Source organism: Neokomagataea tanensis (genome assembly GCF_006542335.1).
Taxonomy (GTDB): Bacteria; Pseudomonadota; Alphaproteobacteria; order Acetobacterales; family Acetobacteraceae; genus Gluconobacter; species Gluconobacter tanensis.
Genome location: NZ_CP032485.1, coordinates 428,213 through 445,989 on the forward strand (window position 1 = coordinate 428,213; position 17,777 = coordinate 445,989).

14 protein-coding genes and 1 other RNA gene are annotated in these 17,777 nt (G+C 53.8%); 5 read left to right on the forward strand and 10 right to left on the reverse strand.

Going from position 1 to position 17,777, the window contains the following annotated elements; translation table 11 throughout:
• Positions 1-6 precede the first annotated feature (6 nt).
• From D5366_RS02025 to D5366_RS02045, 5 genes are all read right to left on the reverse strand, one after another.
• Positions 7-2,076, reverse strand: a complete 2,070-nt coding sequence (locus D5366_RS02025) for a DNA polymerase III subunit gamma/tau (protein WP_141492078.1) — start codon at positions 2,074-2,076, stop codon at positions 7-9.
• A gap of 90 nt (positions 2,077-2,166) precedes the next feature.
• An RNA gene (gene ffs / locus D5366_RS02030) (signal recognition particle sRNA small type) lies at positions 2,167-2,261 on the reverse strand.
• Between the two features lie 69 nt (positions 2,262-2,330).
• On the reverse strand, positions 2,331-4,169 hold the full coding sequence (gene ggt / locus D5366_RS02035) for a gamma-glutamyltransferase (protein ID WP_141492079.1): 1,839 nt from the start codon (positions 4,167-4,169) through the stop codon (positions 2,331-2,333).
• Positions 4,169-4,972 (reverse strand): type I methionyl aminopeptidase, encoded by an 804-nt coding sequence (gene map, locus D5366_RS02040; protein WP_141492080.1) that lies wholly within the window; start codon positions 4,970-4,972, stop codon positions 4,169-4,171. Before map ends, ggt begins: the two co-directional genes overlap by 1 nt.
• Before the next feature lie 87 nt (positions 4,973-5,059).
• Positions 5,060-6,103 (reverse strand): D-alanyl-D-alanine carboxypeptidase family protein, encoded by a 1,044-nt coding sequence (locus D5366_RS02045; protein ID WP_141492081.1) that lies wholly within the window; start codon positions 6,101-6,103, stop codon positions 5,060-5,062.
• Positions 6,104-6,480: 377 nt separating this feature from the next.
• Here D5366_RS02045 and clpS point away from each other — a divergent pair, with 377 nt between their 5' ends.
• Both clpS and clpA read left to right on the forward strand, forming a co-directional pair.
• Positions 6,481-6,828, forward strand: coding sequence for an ATP-dependent Clp protease adapter ClpS (gene clpS / locus D5366_RS02050; protein WP_141492082.1), 348 nt, complete (start codon positions 6,481-6,483; stop codon positions 6,826-6,828).
• A 130-nt stretch (positions 6,829-6,958) separates the two neighbouring features.
• Entirely contained in the window at positions 6,959-9,274 is a 2,316-nt protein-coding gene (gene clpA, locus D5366_RS02055; RefSeq protein WP_141492083.1) for an ATP-dependent Clp protease ATP-binding subunit ClpA, read from the forward strand.
• Between the two features lie 45 nt (positions 9,275-9,319).
• Here clpA and D5366_RS02060 read toward each other — a convergent pair whose 3' ends face one another.
• Positions 9,320-9,790 carry a hypothetical protein gene (locus tag D5366_RS02060; protein WP_240775294.1) on the reverse strand — a complete coding sequence of 157 codons (471 nt, stop codon included), beginning with the start codon at positions 9,788-9,790 and terminating at the stop codon, positions 9,320-9,322.
• 339 nt (positions 9,791-10,129) lie between these two features.
• Between D5366_RS02060 and D5366_RS02065 the strand changes: the two genes are divergently transcribed.
• Entirely contained in the window at positions 10,130-11,278 is a 1,149-nt protein-coding gene (locus D5366_RS02065) for a P1 family peptidase (RefSeq protein ID WP_141492085.1), read from the forward strand.
• Between the two features lie 82 nt (positions 11,279-11,360).
• Here the strand turns inward: D5366_RS02065 and D5366_RS02070 are convergent, their stop codons facing one another.
• The 4 genes from D5366_RS02070 to D5366_RS02085 form a co-directional block, all read right to left on the reverse strand.
• Positions 11,361-12,302 (reverse strand): metallophosphoesterase family protein, encoded by a 942-nt coding sequence (locus D5366_RS02070; RefSeq protein WP_141492086.1) that lies wholly within the window; start codon positions 12,300-12,302, stop codon positions 11,361-11,363.
• 256 nt (positions 12,303-12,558) lie between these two features.
• Entirely contained in the window at positions 12,559-13,218 is a 660-nt protein-coding gene (locus D5366_RS02075) for an epoxyqueuosine reductase QueH (RefSeq protein ID WP_141492087.1), read from the reverse strand.
• A gap of 368 nt (positions 13,219-13,586) precedes the next feature.
• Positions 13,587-14,528, reverse strand: a complete 942-nt coding sequence (locus D5366_RS02080; protein WP_141492088.1) for a hypothetical protein — start codon at positions 14,526-14,528, stop codon at positions 13,587-13,589.
• Positions 14,521-15,480 carry an acylglycerol kinase family protein gene (locus D5366_RS02085; RefSeq protein WP_240775295.1) on the reverse strand — a complete coding sequence of 320 codons (960 nt, stop codon included), beginning with the start codon at positions 15,478-15,480 and terminating at the stop codon, positions 14,521-14,523. The genes D5366_RS02080 and D5366_RS02085 overlap by 8 nt, the downstream gene beginning before the upstream one ends.
• 178 nt (positions 15,481-15,658) lie before the next feature.
• Between D5366_RS02085 and D5366_RS02090 the strand changes: the two genes are divergently transcribed.
• Together D5366_RS02090 and D5366_RS02095 are read left to right on the forward strand one after the other, a co-directional pair.
• On the forward strand, positions 15,659-16,630 hold the full coding sequence (locus tag D5366_RS02090) for a metallophosphoesterase family protein (RefSeq protein WP_240775296.1): 972 nt from the start codon (positions 15,659-15,661) through the stop codon (positions 16,628-16,630).
• Positions 16,627-17,775: an LptF/LptG family permease gene (locus tag D5366_RS02095; RefSeq protein WP_141492089.1), complete on the forward strand. Its 1,149-nt coding sequence runs from the start codon at positions 16,627-16,629 to the stop codon at positions 17,773-17,775. Before D5366_RS02090 ends, D5366_RS02095 begins: the two co-directional genes overlap by 4 nt.
• The last annotated feature ends 2 nt before the right edge of the window (positions 17,776-17,777 follow it).

Below are 17,777 nucleotides of genomic sequence, written 5' to 3' on the forward strand. Positions count from 1 at the left end.
TTGCGTTCAGTACATATCGTCTTCATCAAGAGAATCTGCATCAAGTGGCGCAAATTCCAGATCTGGCGGCTCATTATCCACCAAAGACGTCACTTCCTCTGGCGGCAGGCCGTAATCATCCAAACCGTGATCTTGTACTTCACCAATTCTTGCGCCCGGAAACGCCGTCAAAATGGCCTGTACAAGCGGATGGGATTCAACTTCAGCCTGATTCAAGGCAACAATTTCTGCGCCTTGCTCATCCAGAGTTGGCTCCCCCTCCAAACGGGACGTTTCAACACGCCACGTATTAGGAAAGAGCCTATCCAATAATTTCTGCAAACTGCGCTCTATTCGCGCTGCGGGGTCGTCCGAACGGACTTCCACCACAGGCGGTGCAAAGCGCACCAGATGCACCGCATTCCTCAGCAAGCCATGCAAAAGCGGCTCACGGTCACGAGCAAGGACAACCATCTCCCGCCATGTCCGTGGCGGCAGCGGCCCAGTATCCTCTTCCTTCTCGACACTATGCTTTTGCTCAGCCTTAACCTCACACTGCTGGTCAGGCCTAATCTCTGCCTGCCCGAGGTAACGCGGGTCGATAACTTGTCCACCATTCGCCACCAGCTTCAGCGGCGCCCCAACGTTAGGTGCCTCCGCACGTGGTGCATTGTGGTCCATCCCACCACGCGGTGTCCCGTTTCCGCCCGCGATACCACCCACCTCTGTACCGGATGAGCCGCGCCCATCTCCACCAGAGCCATTATGCGACGACACCACAGCCGGGCCGGAATGTGATACTCCACCGTCCCGTGCTGCCTCTCCTGAGGGAGCTTGCGTTAGCTGTCGTATCAAGCGCTCCGGCGTTGGCAAAAGCGCTGCATGGCACAGACGGATCAAAATCATCTCGGCAGCTTGGCGGCGGTCAGGTGCCTGCTCAACCTCACCAATTCCTTTAAGCAGCATCTGCCATGTGCGCCCTAAAGCCGCAGCAGAGAGCTTGTCGGCCAATGCCCCACCACGCACACGCTCAGCCTCAGGCAGCTCACGGGTTTCACGCAAGTCAGGTACCGCTTTCAACCGGGAAACAAGATGCACCAGCTCCAGCACATCCGTCAGCAGCACACCTAAATCTGCACCACGCGCATAGGCTTGATCCGTCAATTCCAGCGCTTCGGCCACTCGCCCTGCCATTAAGGCCTCGAGCAAATCAAAAACCAAACCACGGTCTGCAAGCCCAAGCATGTCAGATACGGCATCCGCGTCTGACGCACCTTGCGCAATTGCCTGATCAAGAAGCGACAAGCCATCACGGACCGAACCATCCGCAGCGCGCGCAATTAGAGCAAGCGCATCTTCAGAAAGCTCACCACCCTCTTTCCGGGCAATCCGATCGAAATGTTCCTGTAACTGCACCTGCGGAACACGCCGCAAATCAAAGCGCTGACACCGGGACAAAACCGTGACAGGAACCTTGCGCAATTCCGTCGTTGCAAAAATGAACGTAACTTGTGCAGGTGGTTCTTCAAGCGTTTTAAGAAGTGCATTAAATGCATTACGCGACAGCATGTGTACTTCATCGATGATGAAAACTTTCATGCGTGCCTGCATTGGGCGAAAACGCGTAGCCTCAATGATCTCACGCACGTCATCGACGCCAGTGCGGGACGCTGCGTCCATCTCCAAAACATCGGGATGGCGGTCTGCCAAAATGGCCGTACAATTTGGGCACACACCACAAGGATCGGCCGTCGGCCCACCCGTACCGTCCACACCCACGCAATTTAGGGCACGGGCAATAATACGGGCCGTCGTTGTTTTACCAACGCCGCGTACGCCTGTCAGCATGAAGGCATGAGCTACACGCTCAAGCGCAAAAGCACGCCGTAAAATACGAACGAGCGTGTCCTGCCCTATTAAATCATCGAAGGAACGTGGACGGTATTTCCGCGCAAGAACCCGATACGCCTCTTCTTTCTCGGCAACCGCTATAGTTGGTTTTTGCACTACTTCAGTGCGAGCGGGCTCTGGCGCATCGCCAAAAAAGCCGCCACCACTTTCGGGCGGGAGGGGAATATCGTTTTCGTTATCTGTCATGAAAGACCGTAGCGATCATCGCGCGCGCCACCCCTGAAAGCCAAAGAAAGCTCTGTGTGTATTCTTAGCACAAATATTTTTGGGGGGAGGTGGAAGGCCGGACATCTAACCCGTCTGAAATTCACTACGGCTGCTTCCTTCCGGACCTGACCGAGTTCGCGACACATCCGTCCAGCGCCGACCTTCCGCCGCCCGTCTAACACATGAAGTAGGGGGTCTGGCAACCCCCTATCATGCATCATTTTACAGAAGTCTTATTGACCCGCCGCTTCCCCGCCGCCATGGCGAGGGTCTGCCGCACCATAAAGCAGCCCGGTTGCAGGTGCGTTAAGCGTCGGCCGACCTGCCAAAATACCCTCAGCGACACCCCATACACGATGCGGAGAAAGCTTGTAGCCCTCGTCCTGCAACGTTTTTTGCACGTCCGGACTTAGAGCACCATTTTCCATTTCAACAGCACTAGGCTGCCACTGCTCATGGATACGCGGCAGGTTAATGGCATCACGAATATTCAAGCCGTAATCCACCACTCCCAAAATTGCTGAAAGCGTAATGGTCGGGATACGTGAACCACCGGGACTACCAATGACCATGACGACCTTGCCGTCTTTAGACAAAATGGTCGGTGACATGGACGAAAGCGGCGTTTTGCCCGGTTCAATCGCGTTTGCCTTGGACCCGACAATACCGAACATGTTTGGAGCACCCGGCTTTGATGAGAAGTCATCCATCTCATCATTCATCCAGATACCCGTATGCCCGCCCATTACACCTGCACCGAACCAACCATTCAACGTGTAGGTCGCTGAAATCGCCGTGCCTTCGCGGTCCATAACCGAGAACTGCGTCGTCTCATGTTTTTCATGCTCAGCTTCCGGCATCGGCTGCGGCGCCACAAGCGCGGCCTCGCTCGAACGCAGCGCATCTGAGGGGACGGCCCGATCCGTTGGTGTAGCAGCACGAATCGCTACCGCATAAGCGGGGTCGGTCAAATGCGCGATTGGATTTTGCACAAAGGCCGGGTCACCTAAATCCCGTCGGTCAGAATAGGCATGGCGCATGGCCTCAATCTCACGCTGCACTGCGGGAGCAGTATGCAGACCAAGCTTGGCCATGTCGTAGCCCGACAAAATATTGAGAATTTCGCACAACGCGACGCCGCCGCCACTTGGCGGTGGGGACGTTTCAACCAAGTAGCCGCGATATGTGCAGCTGACGGGTGCTAAAGTTCTCGTGTGGTACGCCGCAAAATCAGCCTTGCTTAATAAGCCGCCACCTTCTTGGCTGGCCCGAACAAGCTCATCAGCGATAGGACCGTGGTAAAAAGCATCTGGCCCTTTTTCAGCAACAAGGCTGAGGCTGTGCGCCAGATCGCTCTGTACCAACCGGTCACCAACTTGGAGAGGCGTACCGTCAGCACGTAGGAAATATTTGCGCGCGTATACATCTTTCTGGAAATAACGCGTCGACGTTGCAAGTAGGTCGCTGTCTGCTTGATTCAACACAAAACCATCGCGCGCCAACGCAATGGCAGGCGCCATAACCTTTGCGCGGCTCAACTTACCCCATTTCCGATGAATCTCATCCAGACCAGCCACCGTTCCAGGAACAGCTACAGCCTTCCATCCCTCGGTTGACATACCCGGAATGACATTCCCTGCCGCATCCAGGTACATATCTTCCTTGGCCAAGCCGGGCGCATGCTCACGGAAATCGATAAAAATAGTTTTGCCATGCGCTGGGTGAATGGTCATGAAACCACCACCGCCGATATTCCCTGCCGCAGGATAAACAACCGCAAGCGCGTAGCCGACAGCTACTGCCGCATCGATGGCATTCCCACCCTCAGCAAGCATCTTTGCGCCCGCTTCGGAGGCCAAATGCTGAGCAGATACGACCATGCCATGCTTGGCCGAGACGAGCTTAGCTGGCTCTTTCTGGTCGGGGCCAAATGCCAAAGGGTCTGCAGGAGCAGACTGCGTCGCAGCCAAGCTGCCGGAAAGTGGCACGAGCGCGCAAAGAACAGCCAAAGCCGTAGAGCCAAAGGAGCCACGGCGTCCGTTCGGGCTGCCTAAGCGGGGGAAATGAACCATTATGCTTTTTCTCCATAGGGTGGGCAGGTGTAACCGCGAGGAGAAAGTGTGAAAATTTCACAGCCGTCTTCCGTTACGCCGAGCATATGCTCGAACTGCGCCGACAGGGAACGGTCACGTGTTACGGCCGTCCAGCCATCATCTAAAATCTTTACGTCTGCACGCCCCAAATTCAGCATCGGCTCAATGGTGAAGACCATTCCGGGCACCAACTCGCGGCCATGCCCCGGCTTACCGTAATGCAGAATATTTGGCTCAGAATGAAATTCCCGCCCGATACCGTGGCCACAAAAATCTCTGACTACGGAGAGGCGGTTACGCTCAGCGAAACTTTGGATTGCATGCCCAATGTCTCCCAAAGTATTTCCCGGCCGAACGGCTTTGATGCCCAGCATCAGCGATTGATGCGTCAACTCCACCAGTTTTTCAGCTTTTTTTGCAATCTTACCTACTGTGTACATGCGCGAACTATCGCCGTACCAGCCATCAAGAATAGATGTCACATCAATGTTGAGGATATCACCTTCAACTAAGACCTTGCTGCCGGGAATACCATGGCAGACGACATGGTTGATCGAAATACAGCATGACTTAGGAAAGCCACGATAATTCAAAGGTGCTGGAACTGCCCCATGCGCCAATGTGAAGTCATGCACTAATGTGTTCAGTTCTTCCGTCGTCACACCCGGACGAACGTGATCCCCGATCATGTCCAGTGTTTCGGCAACGAGACGCCCTGCCGCACGCAGACCCACAAAATCGTCTGCGTTGTATATTGTTATTCCACCGGCCATCGCGCTCATCACCTTATTTCTTACACTATGTGCGCGATAAGATGCGTCGATACGGACTGATCCGCAAGTTCTAGCGTTGCAATCCGTTCACAAACATTAGCCGCGAACGCGGTGCTTTGTATGGTGGACAGCCCCTTGAGCGTGCAAACTTACCATACGCACGCTGCCAATATGGTGCGCCATACGCCTGTGACCTGACGCATCCGCAACCTCAACTGGTCGGCGCCCAGCGCCGTGACGCCCAGAAGAACGCCCGCCCGAACGCGCCGAAGCCATCAGTGTGGATTGGTGCATCAAAGGTTGCGGCGCCAGCCCCTTATCCGCAAAACCCCGATCCAAAAGCGCCGCCATCGCCATGGAACGGCTTGCATTGCTGGATGCGCCCATCACAACACCGATCAAACGCGTGTTTCCCCGTATGGCGGATGTCACCAAATTATGCCCTGCCAAGTCGGTGTAACCAGTTTTAAGACCATCAGCACCTGAATAAATTTTCAGCATCGGGTCGTGGTTCGGAATAACCCGACGATGAAAATAGAATTGCGGGACATCAAAATAATGGTAATCGCCGGGGAAATCGCTAATCAAACGCTGAGCCAATATCCCCAGATCATGCGCCGTCGTGACCTGATCCGGGTCGGGCAGACCTGAAGCATTACGAAATGTCGTATTGGCCATGCCCAACGCACGCGCCTGCTGCGTCATGAGCTGAGCAAAACGCACTTCATCCCCACCCCCTAGGAATTCGCCCAAGGCGCAAGCCGCATCGTTTGCAGACTTCGTTACCAACGCCAGAATTGCCTGCTCCACCGTAAAGCGCGTACCGGGCACCAGACCGAGCTTCGACGGCTTTTGAATTGATGCATGAATTGAGACAGGTATCTGCTCATCAAGCGTAATTTGATGCGCTTGCAATGCCCGGAAAGCTAAATACAGCGTCATAAGCTTTGTGAGGGATGCTGGATAACGTTGCAGTTCCGCATCGCTTTGCGAGAGGACTTCGCCCGTTTGAGCATCAATGACGTAGCTGGAAATATGTCCGGGATATTGAGCCCAAGCCTTTCCCGCAGGGAAACACCCAATGCCTATAACCAAAACCAACGCAGAGAGTATAAAAGCCAAACGGGACGAGAAGCGCATTATCTGGCAGCCTTTGAGCGTGACCGTGGTGACGGGGCCTGAACATCAAGACACAGAAACTGCACCACCGGCCCCGGCCGGGCAGCGCAACCAACACTGGAACACCTCGGGGAAGCGCTCATTTAAGTGAAGCCACCATTTAGGCGCGGTCTTGCTTATCCGTCTATGATGTTTCTGAATTTATTTAATATTTTGTGAAGGTGGCAAAAACATGGTGCCTCTACAGGCGCAGATGCAAGATTCGTACAAATTTTCTCTTCTCTTACCCACCCATCCACTCCATATTCTGTAATGTCATGGTTTTATCGGCATCACGCACCCATCCCACTCGCCCCACCCGTTCAGACTGGCACGGCAGCGCAATGCGCGCCCCGGTCATGACGAGTCCCGGCACCATTCCTCCGTCCCCAGAAGACGGAGCCGACCACGAGTTCGAAATAGACGTTGTCGTCCGCCCCCGAACCCGTACGCGCAAGCCTTCTATGTTCACCGTTCTGATGCTCAACGACGACTACACTCCCATGGAATTTGTGGTGCATGTTCTTGAGCGTTTTTTCGGCAAATCCCGCGATGAAGCCACTGATATCATGCTCGAAGTCCACCAGCATGGCGTCGGCGTTTGTGGCGTCTTTACTTATGAAGTAGCCGAGAGCAAAGTGGCTCATGTCATGGAACTGGCCCGCAAAAACCAGCACCCATTGCAGTGTACCCTTGAAAAGGAGTGACCCCGGTTCCACTCTTTTTAAAAGCTAATCCTGAACCGGAACGTTAGACCTACTTAGACTGCGTTTGTGATGGGCCCTGAGCCACTATCACACCAAGATGCCTCATTGAGAGAGGCCGAGAGGAGCGCCCATGCTGTCCCGTATGCTCGAACAGACACTTCACCGCGCTCTCACATTCGCCGGGGACCGACATCACGAATATGCCACGCTTGAACACTTGCTGCTCGGCCTTACCGAAGACCCCGATGCACTCGCAGTGTTCCATGCTTGCGGCGTAGATCTGGACAGACTCCGCACAGAATTGACGGAATTTCTGGACAAAGATCTGTCTGGCCTCGCGTCCGAACGCAGCGTAGACCCCAAACCGACAGCCGCATTCCAACGCGTTATCCAACGGGCAGCCATCCACGTTCAAAGCACCGGCCGGGAAGACGTTACTGGCGCCAATGTTTTGGTTGCTCTTTTCGCTGAGCGCGAAAGCCATGCCGTCTACTTCCTGCAACTGCAGGACATGACGCGCCTCGACGCTGTAAACTTCATTTCGCATGGCATTGCGAAGGCACCAGACCGTGGGCACCGTAAAACCCCACCCTCTTCCGCTCAAAACTCGGACCAAGAAGCTCCACCGCGGAAAGAGAAGACGAAAGAAGGCGCCCTCGCCACTTACTGCGTCGACCTCAACGCCCGTGCACATGCTGGCAAAATTGACCCGCTTATCGGCCGTGATCAGGAAATCGAACGTACAATTCAAATTCTGTGCCGTCGCACGAAAAATAACCCGCTTTTTGTTGGTGACCCCGGCGTTGGTAAAACTGCCATTGCTGAAGGCTTAGCGCGACGCATAATCGAGAAAGACGTCCCTGAAGTCCTACATGAAGCAACCATTTACGCATTGGACATGGGGGCCCTGCTCGCTGGCACACGCTATCGTGGTGATTTCGAAGAACGCCTGAAAGCCGTCGTCACCGAATTGGACGCAACGCCGCACGCTATTCTCTTCATTGACGAAATTCATACCGTCATCGGCGCTGGCTCTACTTCAGGCGGCGCTATGGACGCGTCCAACCTCCTGAAGCCAGCCCTCGCAGCAGGAACTCTACGCTGCATCGGCTCGACCACCTATAAAGAGTTCAGGCAGCATTTCGAAAAGGACCGTGCACTCGTTCGGCGCTTTCAAAAAATCGATGTGCCAGAGCCAACAATTGAAGATGCGATCAAAATTCTTCGTGGCCTGAAAACGAGCTACGAAAAGTATCATAACGTCCGTTACACCGATGAAGCCTTACGTGGCGCTGTAGAACTCGCGGCCAAATACGTCCATGACCGCAAGCTGCCCGATAAAGCCATCGACGTGATCGACGAAGTTGGCGCGGCGCGGATGCTCGTACCCGAAAACAAACGCAAAAAAACAGTCACCCTTAAAGACGTTGAAGATGCGATTGCCAAAATTGCGCGCATCCCGCCCAAAAGCGTCTCAGCGGATGACCGCGAAACACTCCGCACTTTGGAGCGCGACCTGCGTAATATGGTCTTTGGCCAAGATAAAGCGATCGAGACACTCTCCTCCGCCATTAAACTCTCACGTGCTGGCTTGAGAGAGCCTGAAAAGCCAATAGGCAATTATCTCTTCTCCGGCCCCACAGGCGTTGGTAAAACCGAAATTGCTCGCCAGTTAGCCACTTCACTCGGGGTTGAGCTTATCCGGTTTGATATGTCGGAATATATGGAGCGCCATTCCATATCCCGCCTGCTCGGTGCACCACCCGGATATGTAGGATTTGACCAAGGCGGTCTGCTGACCGATGCCATCGACCAGCACCCGCATGCCGTTCTCCTGCTGGACGAAATTGAAAAAGCTCACCCCGAGCTGTTCAACATCCTCCTGCAGGTAATGGATAACGGGCGCCTGACAGACCATAACGGCAAGACCGTAGACTTCCGTAATGTCATTCTTATCATGACAACCAATGCGGGCGCGTCAGACCTTTCCAAGGAAGCCGTCGGCTTTGGCCGCACAATCCGCACCGGCGAAGACGAAGAAGCAATCAAGCGGTTCTTTACACCTGAATTCCGCAACCGCCTTGATGCAATTATTCCCTTCGCGAACCTAACACCCGAGACTGTTGGTCGTGTCGTCGAGAAGTTTATCTTCCAGCTCGAAGCACAACTTGCAGACCGTAACGTCACAATCGAGATTTCCTCTGCGGCAAAAGAATGGCTGGCAGAGCGTGGCTATGATCGCCTCTATGGGGCACGTCCACTAGGGCGTGTCATCCAAGAGCAAATCAAAAAGCCATTGGCTGAAGAACTCTTGTTTGGCCGCTTGGCACAAGGCGGAACCGTCGCCATTGGGCTCAAAAACAAGGCCCTAACCTTCGATATATCCGAAGCAGACGGCACAACTTCCAAGCCAGAAAACGCTTCAAAGGACGAAGCTGCAAGTTAAGCCCAAAGGAAAACCCCCTCACATCAGTGAGGGGGTTTTCCTTTATCATTCGTATTTCTGACCATTTACAACGACATAACCCGCCCAAGCCCATGAACGTCCGGTGCCATGATGGGTCCAATCAATCCCTTGGCTGCGTAAGTTGTCAAAATAATACCGCCCCTGAACATCGACTTGGTCTTGTTTATTTACCCACGGCCAAGCTGGGGCGCTCATTCGATCCAAATCCGACACAATGCGAATTGACACACCTGAACCAACATTGACGTAGAAATAGCCGTGCCAACCGCTTCGTGTACGCTTCGCCCGGGGAGCAACCGCTACCACACGCCCGCAAATATGCTCCGGCAAGTCGATGCCAGTTGCGCCATTTTGGAGAAAACCCTGTTGGTCTTTTAGGAACTGAGCATTATCGCACGCACTCGGCATCGTACCGGCAGCATGCACCTCTCCGACAATCCCTACGAACGCCAGCACAGATGCGGCACCGATATGCGAAAATCTCTTCATCGACATTGAGCGCTTATCCTTCCTAGGATTGTTTTTTGACCATGCCTTTATTTTAAATCAAAAAATATTAGCCAACAAATATATTGTTTTTTGAAAAGTTTTTTATATCAATAATGAATGTATCTCTGAATTTTTATAAAGTTTTCAACAATCTACATTACTTTCACCACTACCAGAGACTGATAAAAAAATAACTTTGACCTACCTCAACCTATCCTGACTATAATCTTTCACAATGAAAATTTTTGCAGTAAATTTACCCCTGATTGGGCACGAACCAAACTTCGTCTACCCCAAAACGTTTCAAACCATTTCTCAACCTTATCATTCTTTGTGAAAAGCATTATGCGCAGCGCCAAGACCCTATCTCCACACGCTTTAAAAACCACACGGCGCGGCCTTATTGCTGGCGGTGCGGCTTTCTTATTTAATCCCCCACACCTTCTTTCAGCCCCACCGCGCGTCCATGGAAAAGTCGGCCCCCGCAACCTTATAACTGATGTGCCCGGTATTAAGGTCGGTTACGCGGATGCCCCGTCCAACTGCACGGGCGTCACAGTTATCTTGCCTGACACCCACGCAATCGCTGCTGTAGATATCCGTGGTGGCGGCCCCGCGACGCGCGAAACCGACACGCTAACGCTTGGCAACCTTGTTCATACCGTAGACGCAATTGTACTATCCGGCGGGTCCGTATACGGCCTCGCTGCCGGAGATGGAGCCGCAGCATGGCTCGGGGCACATGGAAGAGGTTTCTCATTCCACCCGAGCGCGTCCGTTCCCTCAGCACCAATCGTCCCCACCGCAGCTCTTTATGACCTTGCAACCGGAGGCGACAAAAACTGGGGCGAAGACCCGCCATACCATGCACTCGGCCTCGCCGCAGTCTCACGCGCGTCCGAAACTTTTCCCCTCGGCACGCATGGCGCAGGCTTCGGCGCAACAGCAGGGGCGCTCAAGGGCGGCCTTGGCTCTGCTTCTTACATTACGCATGAAGGCATCACAGTAGGCGCCATCGTTGCGTGTAATTCTTTTGGTTCAGTCGTAGCGCCGGGCGGAAAACAATTCTGGGCTGGCACTTACGAAGTCGGGCGAGAATTTGGCGGCTTGGGCGCACCAAAATATGACGTTGATTCTGAAGACTGGGGCCTCGCAAAATTAAACCCTGCCCCGCGCGCCAATACCACTCTTGCCTGCATCGCCACAGATATTGCCCTGAGCAATGATGAACTTAAACGTGTGGCCATGATGGCGCAAAACGGCATGGGCCGCGCGATACGCCCCGTACACTCCCCTTTTGACGGGGATATTATCTTTGCCCTTTCAACCTCACGTCAAGCTAACCCGCACCCCGCAACATCGCTTGAACGCGACATTCTGGTTACGCGCATTGGCTCCATTGCCTCTGACGTTCTGGCGCGCGCTATTGCCCGTGGCGTCTACCTAGCAACATGCCCTCCAGGTATGACGGCTCAACAATGGTCAAGCCTCTGAGGGTAGCCCGTAGAAAACACTTTCATGTAATCGCGGACGGAGAACTCGTCGTTACCTCCTCCCCGCGATTACCGTTGCCGCATTAGAATGTCGTAATATTCGGGCTTACCGTTTGAAAACCATAAGTACGATACTCAGTACGGACCACGTTGTTTTCAACATGCACAACCATATAGCCCTCCGGCGTACCAAGATGTTCGCCATGCCACCAGTTACCGCACACCGCGCCGCCTGTAATGTATGGAACGCCGTTCAAATCCACCCGCTCCAGCACATGCGTATGGCCCTGCAATACAGCTAAAATATTATGTCCGTGCAAAAGAGCCAGAATTTCACGTGTGTTTACAGTGCACAATGCCGATGGGCGTAGCTTAGTATGGTCCAGGTCTGTATAGGTTCCAAAGGCCGTAACCATTGGTATATGCGTTACTACAATAATTGGCGCCCCCGCCGGCAATGCCGCAAGCGTTATCTTCAGCCACGCCAACTGGGCCGCATCATAGCGCCCCTCGTATTTCCGGTCATCGGTAAGACCAATAGAGTCCAAAACAATAAAATGTACGCCCTTATGCTCAAAGCTATAATATGTTTGACCATATTTCCGGCGGAAGTAATTTTTACCAAATTCCGGGTCTGATAATGATGCGCCGCTCTGCGGATAAACGCCGAAGCAATCATGATTACCAATAGTATGATAGATTTTCTTACCGATCACTTGCTCCGTCATTTCATAGAGATCGATAAGCTTGTTTGCCCTTTCTTTCGATACGCCTAACGCGTCGAAAACGTGGTCCCCGCCTTGAACAACAAAATCAGCTTTTTCGTTGCTGATCGCCCTAAAAGCCATCTGGCAGCCTTTCAAACCATCCAGTTCCGGCTGCAAATGCGTATCTGTCATAAATACAAACGTAAAAGCGTCATGCCCTGATGCTGCGGCACGCGTATTAGAGGCACCGGACACTGCCGCCACTCCGGCCAGCGCCCCAGTACCACCCAATAAATGACGACGTGACACACCAGACATAAGCTTTCCCCTATCGAATATCTAAAAAGCAATAAACTCGACTACATTATGGGAAAACTTAAAGGCCAATAATGGCACTCAGGTAAAGCCGCGTTACGCGCTGTCCTACAAAGTTCATATTTCTGGATGGGCCAGCACCGAAGCAACAAGCTGCGCCTCCCGCATAGCCCATTTAAAGTACCACTTTGACGCGTACTGGCTGGCGTATTTGAAACATTACACGTTTACCAAATACGCCCAGACGAACTTCAAACCGTCAGTCTTTACTCTCTGTCCCATAATATAATTTGCCGATTTCAATGGCCGGGCGCCCTTGGCTACGCCGGTGCATGTTTGTGTCCCGCAAAGAATAGGCACAGCCACAATATTCCTGCTGGTAGAACTGCTCCTGCTTGCTGATTTCAATCATCCGCGCGGCACCACCGCCCTTGCGCCAATTAAAATCCCAATAGGACAAACCTTCATATGGAGTGACGGCACGCTGCCCACAATCATTAATCTGGGCCATGTTCTTCCAGCGCGAAATACCAAGCGAACTGGTCATAACAGGGAAGCCGTTCTCATGTGCGTATAAAGCAGTGCGCTCAAAACGCATATCAAAGCACATGGTGCAACGCGTCCCGCGTTCTGGCTCCCACTCCATACCCTTCGCCCGGGCGAACCAATTATCCCGGTCGTAATCAGCATCAATAAATGGAACATTATGCTTTTCAGCGAACCGAACATTTTCGTCCTTACGCAGCAGGTATTCCCGCTCAGGATGAATATTCGGATTGTAGAAAAAAATCGTGTAATCAATACCGGATGCCGTCATCGCTTCCATCACCTCCCCGGAACAGGGGGCGCAGCATGAATGCAGCAACACTTTCTTCTGCCCATCCGGTGGCGTGAGAAGAGGACGGCTATTTTTAGTCATTGAACACTTCCTTCTGCGGCTCTCTCAGCAGGTTTTATAATTCCGTTGGGGAAACCCCAAAATATCAGATGTCGCATGGGGCAGGTCCGTACGGCTTGATCTCTGGTCGGGCGTTGAGCACTGCCGCCAACCACCCCCTGAAATCTAAGCCCACTTGCCGACTATCATACCCGCTTTGATGCGTAACGGCCCGGGAGCATCCGAAACTTCATCAAACACTGCATCAGCCGGACTGGCACTGCTACCCTGCGCGGTTGCCAAGCCATACCAGCAATGCTCCTTGGAAGGAAATTAGAATTTACACGACAAGGCCAGAAAAAACAGGAGATGACCGGACCGCTTCTTACGGTTCCCTCATGGATATCGGCTTACTTGGAATCACGCCGTGCATGACGGTATCGCCGCACCAATCGTGGCAAACACAATAAGGGATGCTTCTGCTCAAATGACGATAACGCCAGATCAATACCCGTATGCCGCTGTATCTTCCACGCCAGATAGGTAGCACCATCCTTGAAGGTAAACGCTGCCTTGATCAAACGTAATACATTCCGCACTTTGCCAAAGCGCTTTATGGCGTGCCAATGCTTCACAGCCCGTCGCGTCTGCTTTTCAGAGAGCACGACAGAGTAACTGTCATTCTCCCGAGCAAAAGCTAAACCCGCACGCTGCCACGCTAACGGTAAAATCGTAGTAAAGCGGCCTTCGGCTCCTTGGAGAAGACTTTTCCCACGCCCAGACGCCTCTACCCTTAGTTCTGAGCCATAAGTCTGGGCGAATAGCGCATCCCAAAAGGCTGTAGCAGGCTTACTTCCTATGTCAGCGCCAAAAATCCCGCTCCAGAAAGCAGCTGTCGTGACACAACGGGCAATCAACGTCAGGATATAGTCCGCAGCCTCAGCGTCTCGTACCCAAACCAGCCGCACTGGCTGACAAAAACGCGCCCATAAGGTTGTATCAGCTGAACGCGGCCCTGTTCGCTCTGCAAATTGCTTACGCGACAGCACAGCAACTTTAGCCCGGTAAGCTTGCCCCTCGTAACTATACTCCGCGTAAAACACATTTGGCGGCAGAAAATGATTTGCCAGGCGGGCACACATGCCTCCCGGCACATCACGCCCCGTTTCCGTCACCACATAAAAATCCAAAATACCATCCGGGTCCGCTTTACGCAGCATAGACCCGTAGAACACGACACCCAAAGGTGCCGTCGACATATCCTTAACCAGATGTGCCGCAAACGCCCGTACAGCTGGAGCCACCGGCGTTACTAATTCCGTGACGAGGTATTTTTCCAAACGATCAAGCATGGAGGAACCTAAATGCCGGGCCACTCTCCAGCAGCAACTGCCGCGATGCCGTCGGGGTAAAGACCTCACCATCCAGCACAAAGTCACTCGTTGTTTCAAGCATCATACGATGGGTTCTGCCGCTATCGTAGTCTGGGTGGCGGCGCAGCCAACGGGGCGCACGGCCTGTCAAAAGAGCGGCAGCAGCCCGGGCCAGCGAGCCCGGCTGCGCACTTACATCCAAGTATCGTACGCCGCGTGCACCCGGCTCAGCGTCCCAAAACGGCCAGATACCACGCGATAATTGCGACAAACCTGTTGCCAAGAACATAAAGCTTTCGCCGCCGTAGGAGCGCTCTTCAGTCATAATTTTTAGAGGGTCACCCGCAAGCCAACGATCACGGCTCCGACGAAACACTAGACTGCCCACCGCACCAAGGACCGTCACCCCTACAGCCAAATCATGCGGCGCGAACCTGACGATGGATGGAGCATGCGCAATACGAACAGCTCTAGCATACCCCGCACAGCCACCAAATAAGCCAAGGACAGGCATACGGTCGCTCTCCGGCCAAGTTAGCCGAATAGGCGTTCTAACGCTTGAGCGCATCGCACCTTGGCGCAGCCTGCGCAGCGCCTGAAAACCCCGCAGACCAAACCCAACATCATTCGCAATCAGATTGGTATTACCCGACGCAAACACGGCGATATCTGGCAAATCATCTTCGGGGTAAACGCGGGCAATGGCTGTCAGCGCAGTGCTCACCGTCCCATCTCCGCCATCTATAGCAATCGTCCGCACCCCACGGTCACGTAATACGCGCAGCCGGTCCGCCGTACCTTCGCGGCTATCGGACGGAATAAAATTCTCTCCCAAGAGAGATTCGGCAGCAGCCGCAAAGCCTGCGCCGCTACGATTATTACGGCGACTACGGGCGTTGTGTATCAGGGCAAAGCGCACAGAGCGGGACAATCTTCTGTCTAAGAAAAAACGGGATACGCCCCAGAAAATCTGGACTAAGCGGTATTTTTCGTGAACGCTTAAGACCATTCCTCGAAAAGGCGGTATAGGGTTTCCACTGGCGGGGTCTAGCACAGCACAGCCCGTAGGACTACACGCTGAGTTACGAACGGAAGAAACCTAAGCCCTGATGACAGAACGCCACAGCACTATGCCCCAGTCTGACACACAGCAAAGCCCGGCTACAGACATACCTGCCAGCCAGCACACTCAAAACCAGTCTTGTGTCAGAATCGCGCATCTGTCGGACCCACACCTCCCCCCTCCACCGGTCCCTTGGTCCCAAGCCTTTAACAAACGCGGCCTCAGCCTTCTTTCATGGCACAAACACCGTCGGCACGTTCATCAGGCCCCGCTCTGCGATGCCTTGGTGCAAGACATCGCCCGCACTGAAGTTGACGCCATTATGGTAAGCGGTGACCTAACAAACTTTGGTACCCCCGCAGAGTTTACTAAAGCCGCTCAATGGCTGGCTGCTCTGCCTGCACCCGCATTTGTCATTCCCGGCAACCATGACGCTATGGTCCGCCAACCCGAAGCCACAGGCCGCAGCAAATGGATAGATTGGGCGGCTCCGCAATATCCTTATTGCCACGAACTCAACGGCGTAGCGATTATCGGCGTTAACTCAGGCGTACCGACATTGCCTTTCATGGCAAGCGGACGTGTCGGAAAGCAGCAACGCCAGCGTTTGGCGACTCTGCTCAAACGCACGCACGATGCAGGACTGTGTCGGGTCGTAATGATCCACCACCCTCCGTGCAAAGGACTCGTGCCATGGCGCAAGGCCCTGCACGACATGAAGGCCGTTACCGATGTTCTCCGCGCAGAAGGGGCAGAAATCGTCCTGCACGGACATTCACATAACGCGACACTGACCCATATTCCCAACTCCACGATACCACTTCTCGGGGTCGCATCCGCTTCCCTACAGTCCGCGAAGCCCCACCGCCAAGCATGCTGGAACGAACTGACCATTACGCCTCACGCACAAACTGCGCATAAACACTGGACCATCACACTCCAGCGCCATTGGCCCTCATTTAGCGGCCCCCATAGCGGGGTAGTAGAGAGCGCATCTTGGGAGCGTGGATACAAATGACGCCCAAACTCCATACGCTCGACCGCTACCTCCTACGGCAAATGGCACCTCCATTTATCGTCGCGCTCGGGGCCATGCTTGTAGCGCTCCTACTTGAGCGCCTGCTCACTCTTTTCGATTATCTGGCCTCCGCAGGAAGCTCCCTCTCCACCTGTATCAAACTCCTGACGGACCTCCTGCCGCATTATTTTGGCATCGCGCTGCCGGCCTCGCTTTGCATTGCGGTCTTCCTGACCGTCCGCAGCATGAGCGACCATAACGAAATTGACGCCATCAGAGCGGCCCGCATCTCCCTCATTCGCCTGAGCCGTCCTTTCATGTTTGTCGGCTGCGGTATCGGCCTCGCCAGTGTTTTGCTCTACGGCTATATTCAGCCTGTTGCACGCTATGACTACCGTGCCGGTTTTTACGTCGCCGAACACACAGGATGGGCCCCTCACCTTCAGGCCGGGATGTTCGCATCCACCTCCAGTAAAGCCATGATGACAGCCGATAAAGTCCGTCATGGCGGCTCCACACTCGGCCATATCTTCATCCGCGAGATTGCAGATAACGGCACTATTCACCTGATTACAGCTGAACGCGGCCTTCTGACCGTCTCACAAAAGCATCACCGTACAGAACTAGACCTTTGGGACGGACAAATCGTCGACATTCCACTGCAAACCAGTGAGCATTCAGCACCGCATGTCACGCATTTTGGTCATGCTGTGCGCATTATCGAACGCCAAAACCACGATACAAACTTCCGCTCACGCGGCGCAGATGAACGTGAACTTACCCTGTTTGAACTTGCCAAAGATCTGCGCTATGGCGTGCACGGTATTGAGTACCGCACCCTGCGCGCTGAGTTTGACTTCCGCATGGCGCGCGCACTTGCCATACCGTTCATTCCGCCACTAGCCGTTGCGCTCGCCATAGGCGGCAAACGCAGGCGCTCAATCTGGGGCCTTCTGGCCGTTTCAGGCATCCTTGTCGGCTTTGACCAGATATTAATGTTCGGTCATTCCTTGGCTTCTTTGGGCAAACTCCCCATTTGGTTAGCCATCTGGACCCCTGAAGCACTATTCTGTGCTGCATGTCTGGCAACACTACTTCGCCGCTCCCGTGGCTCTTGGCGCCGACGGCTCCTGCACAAAGCCTAACC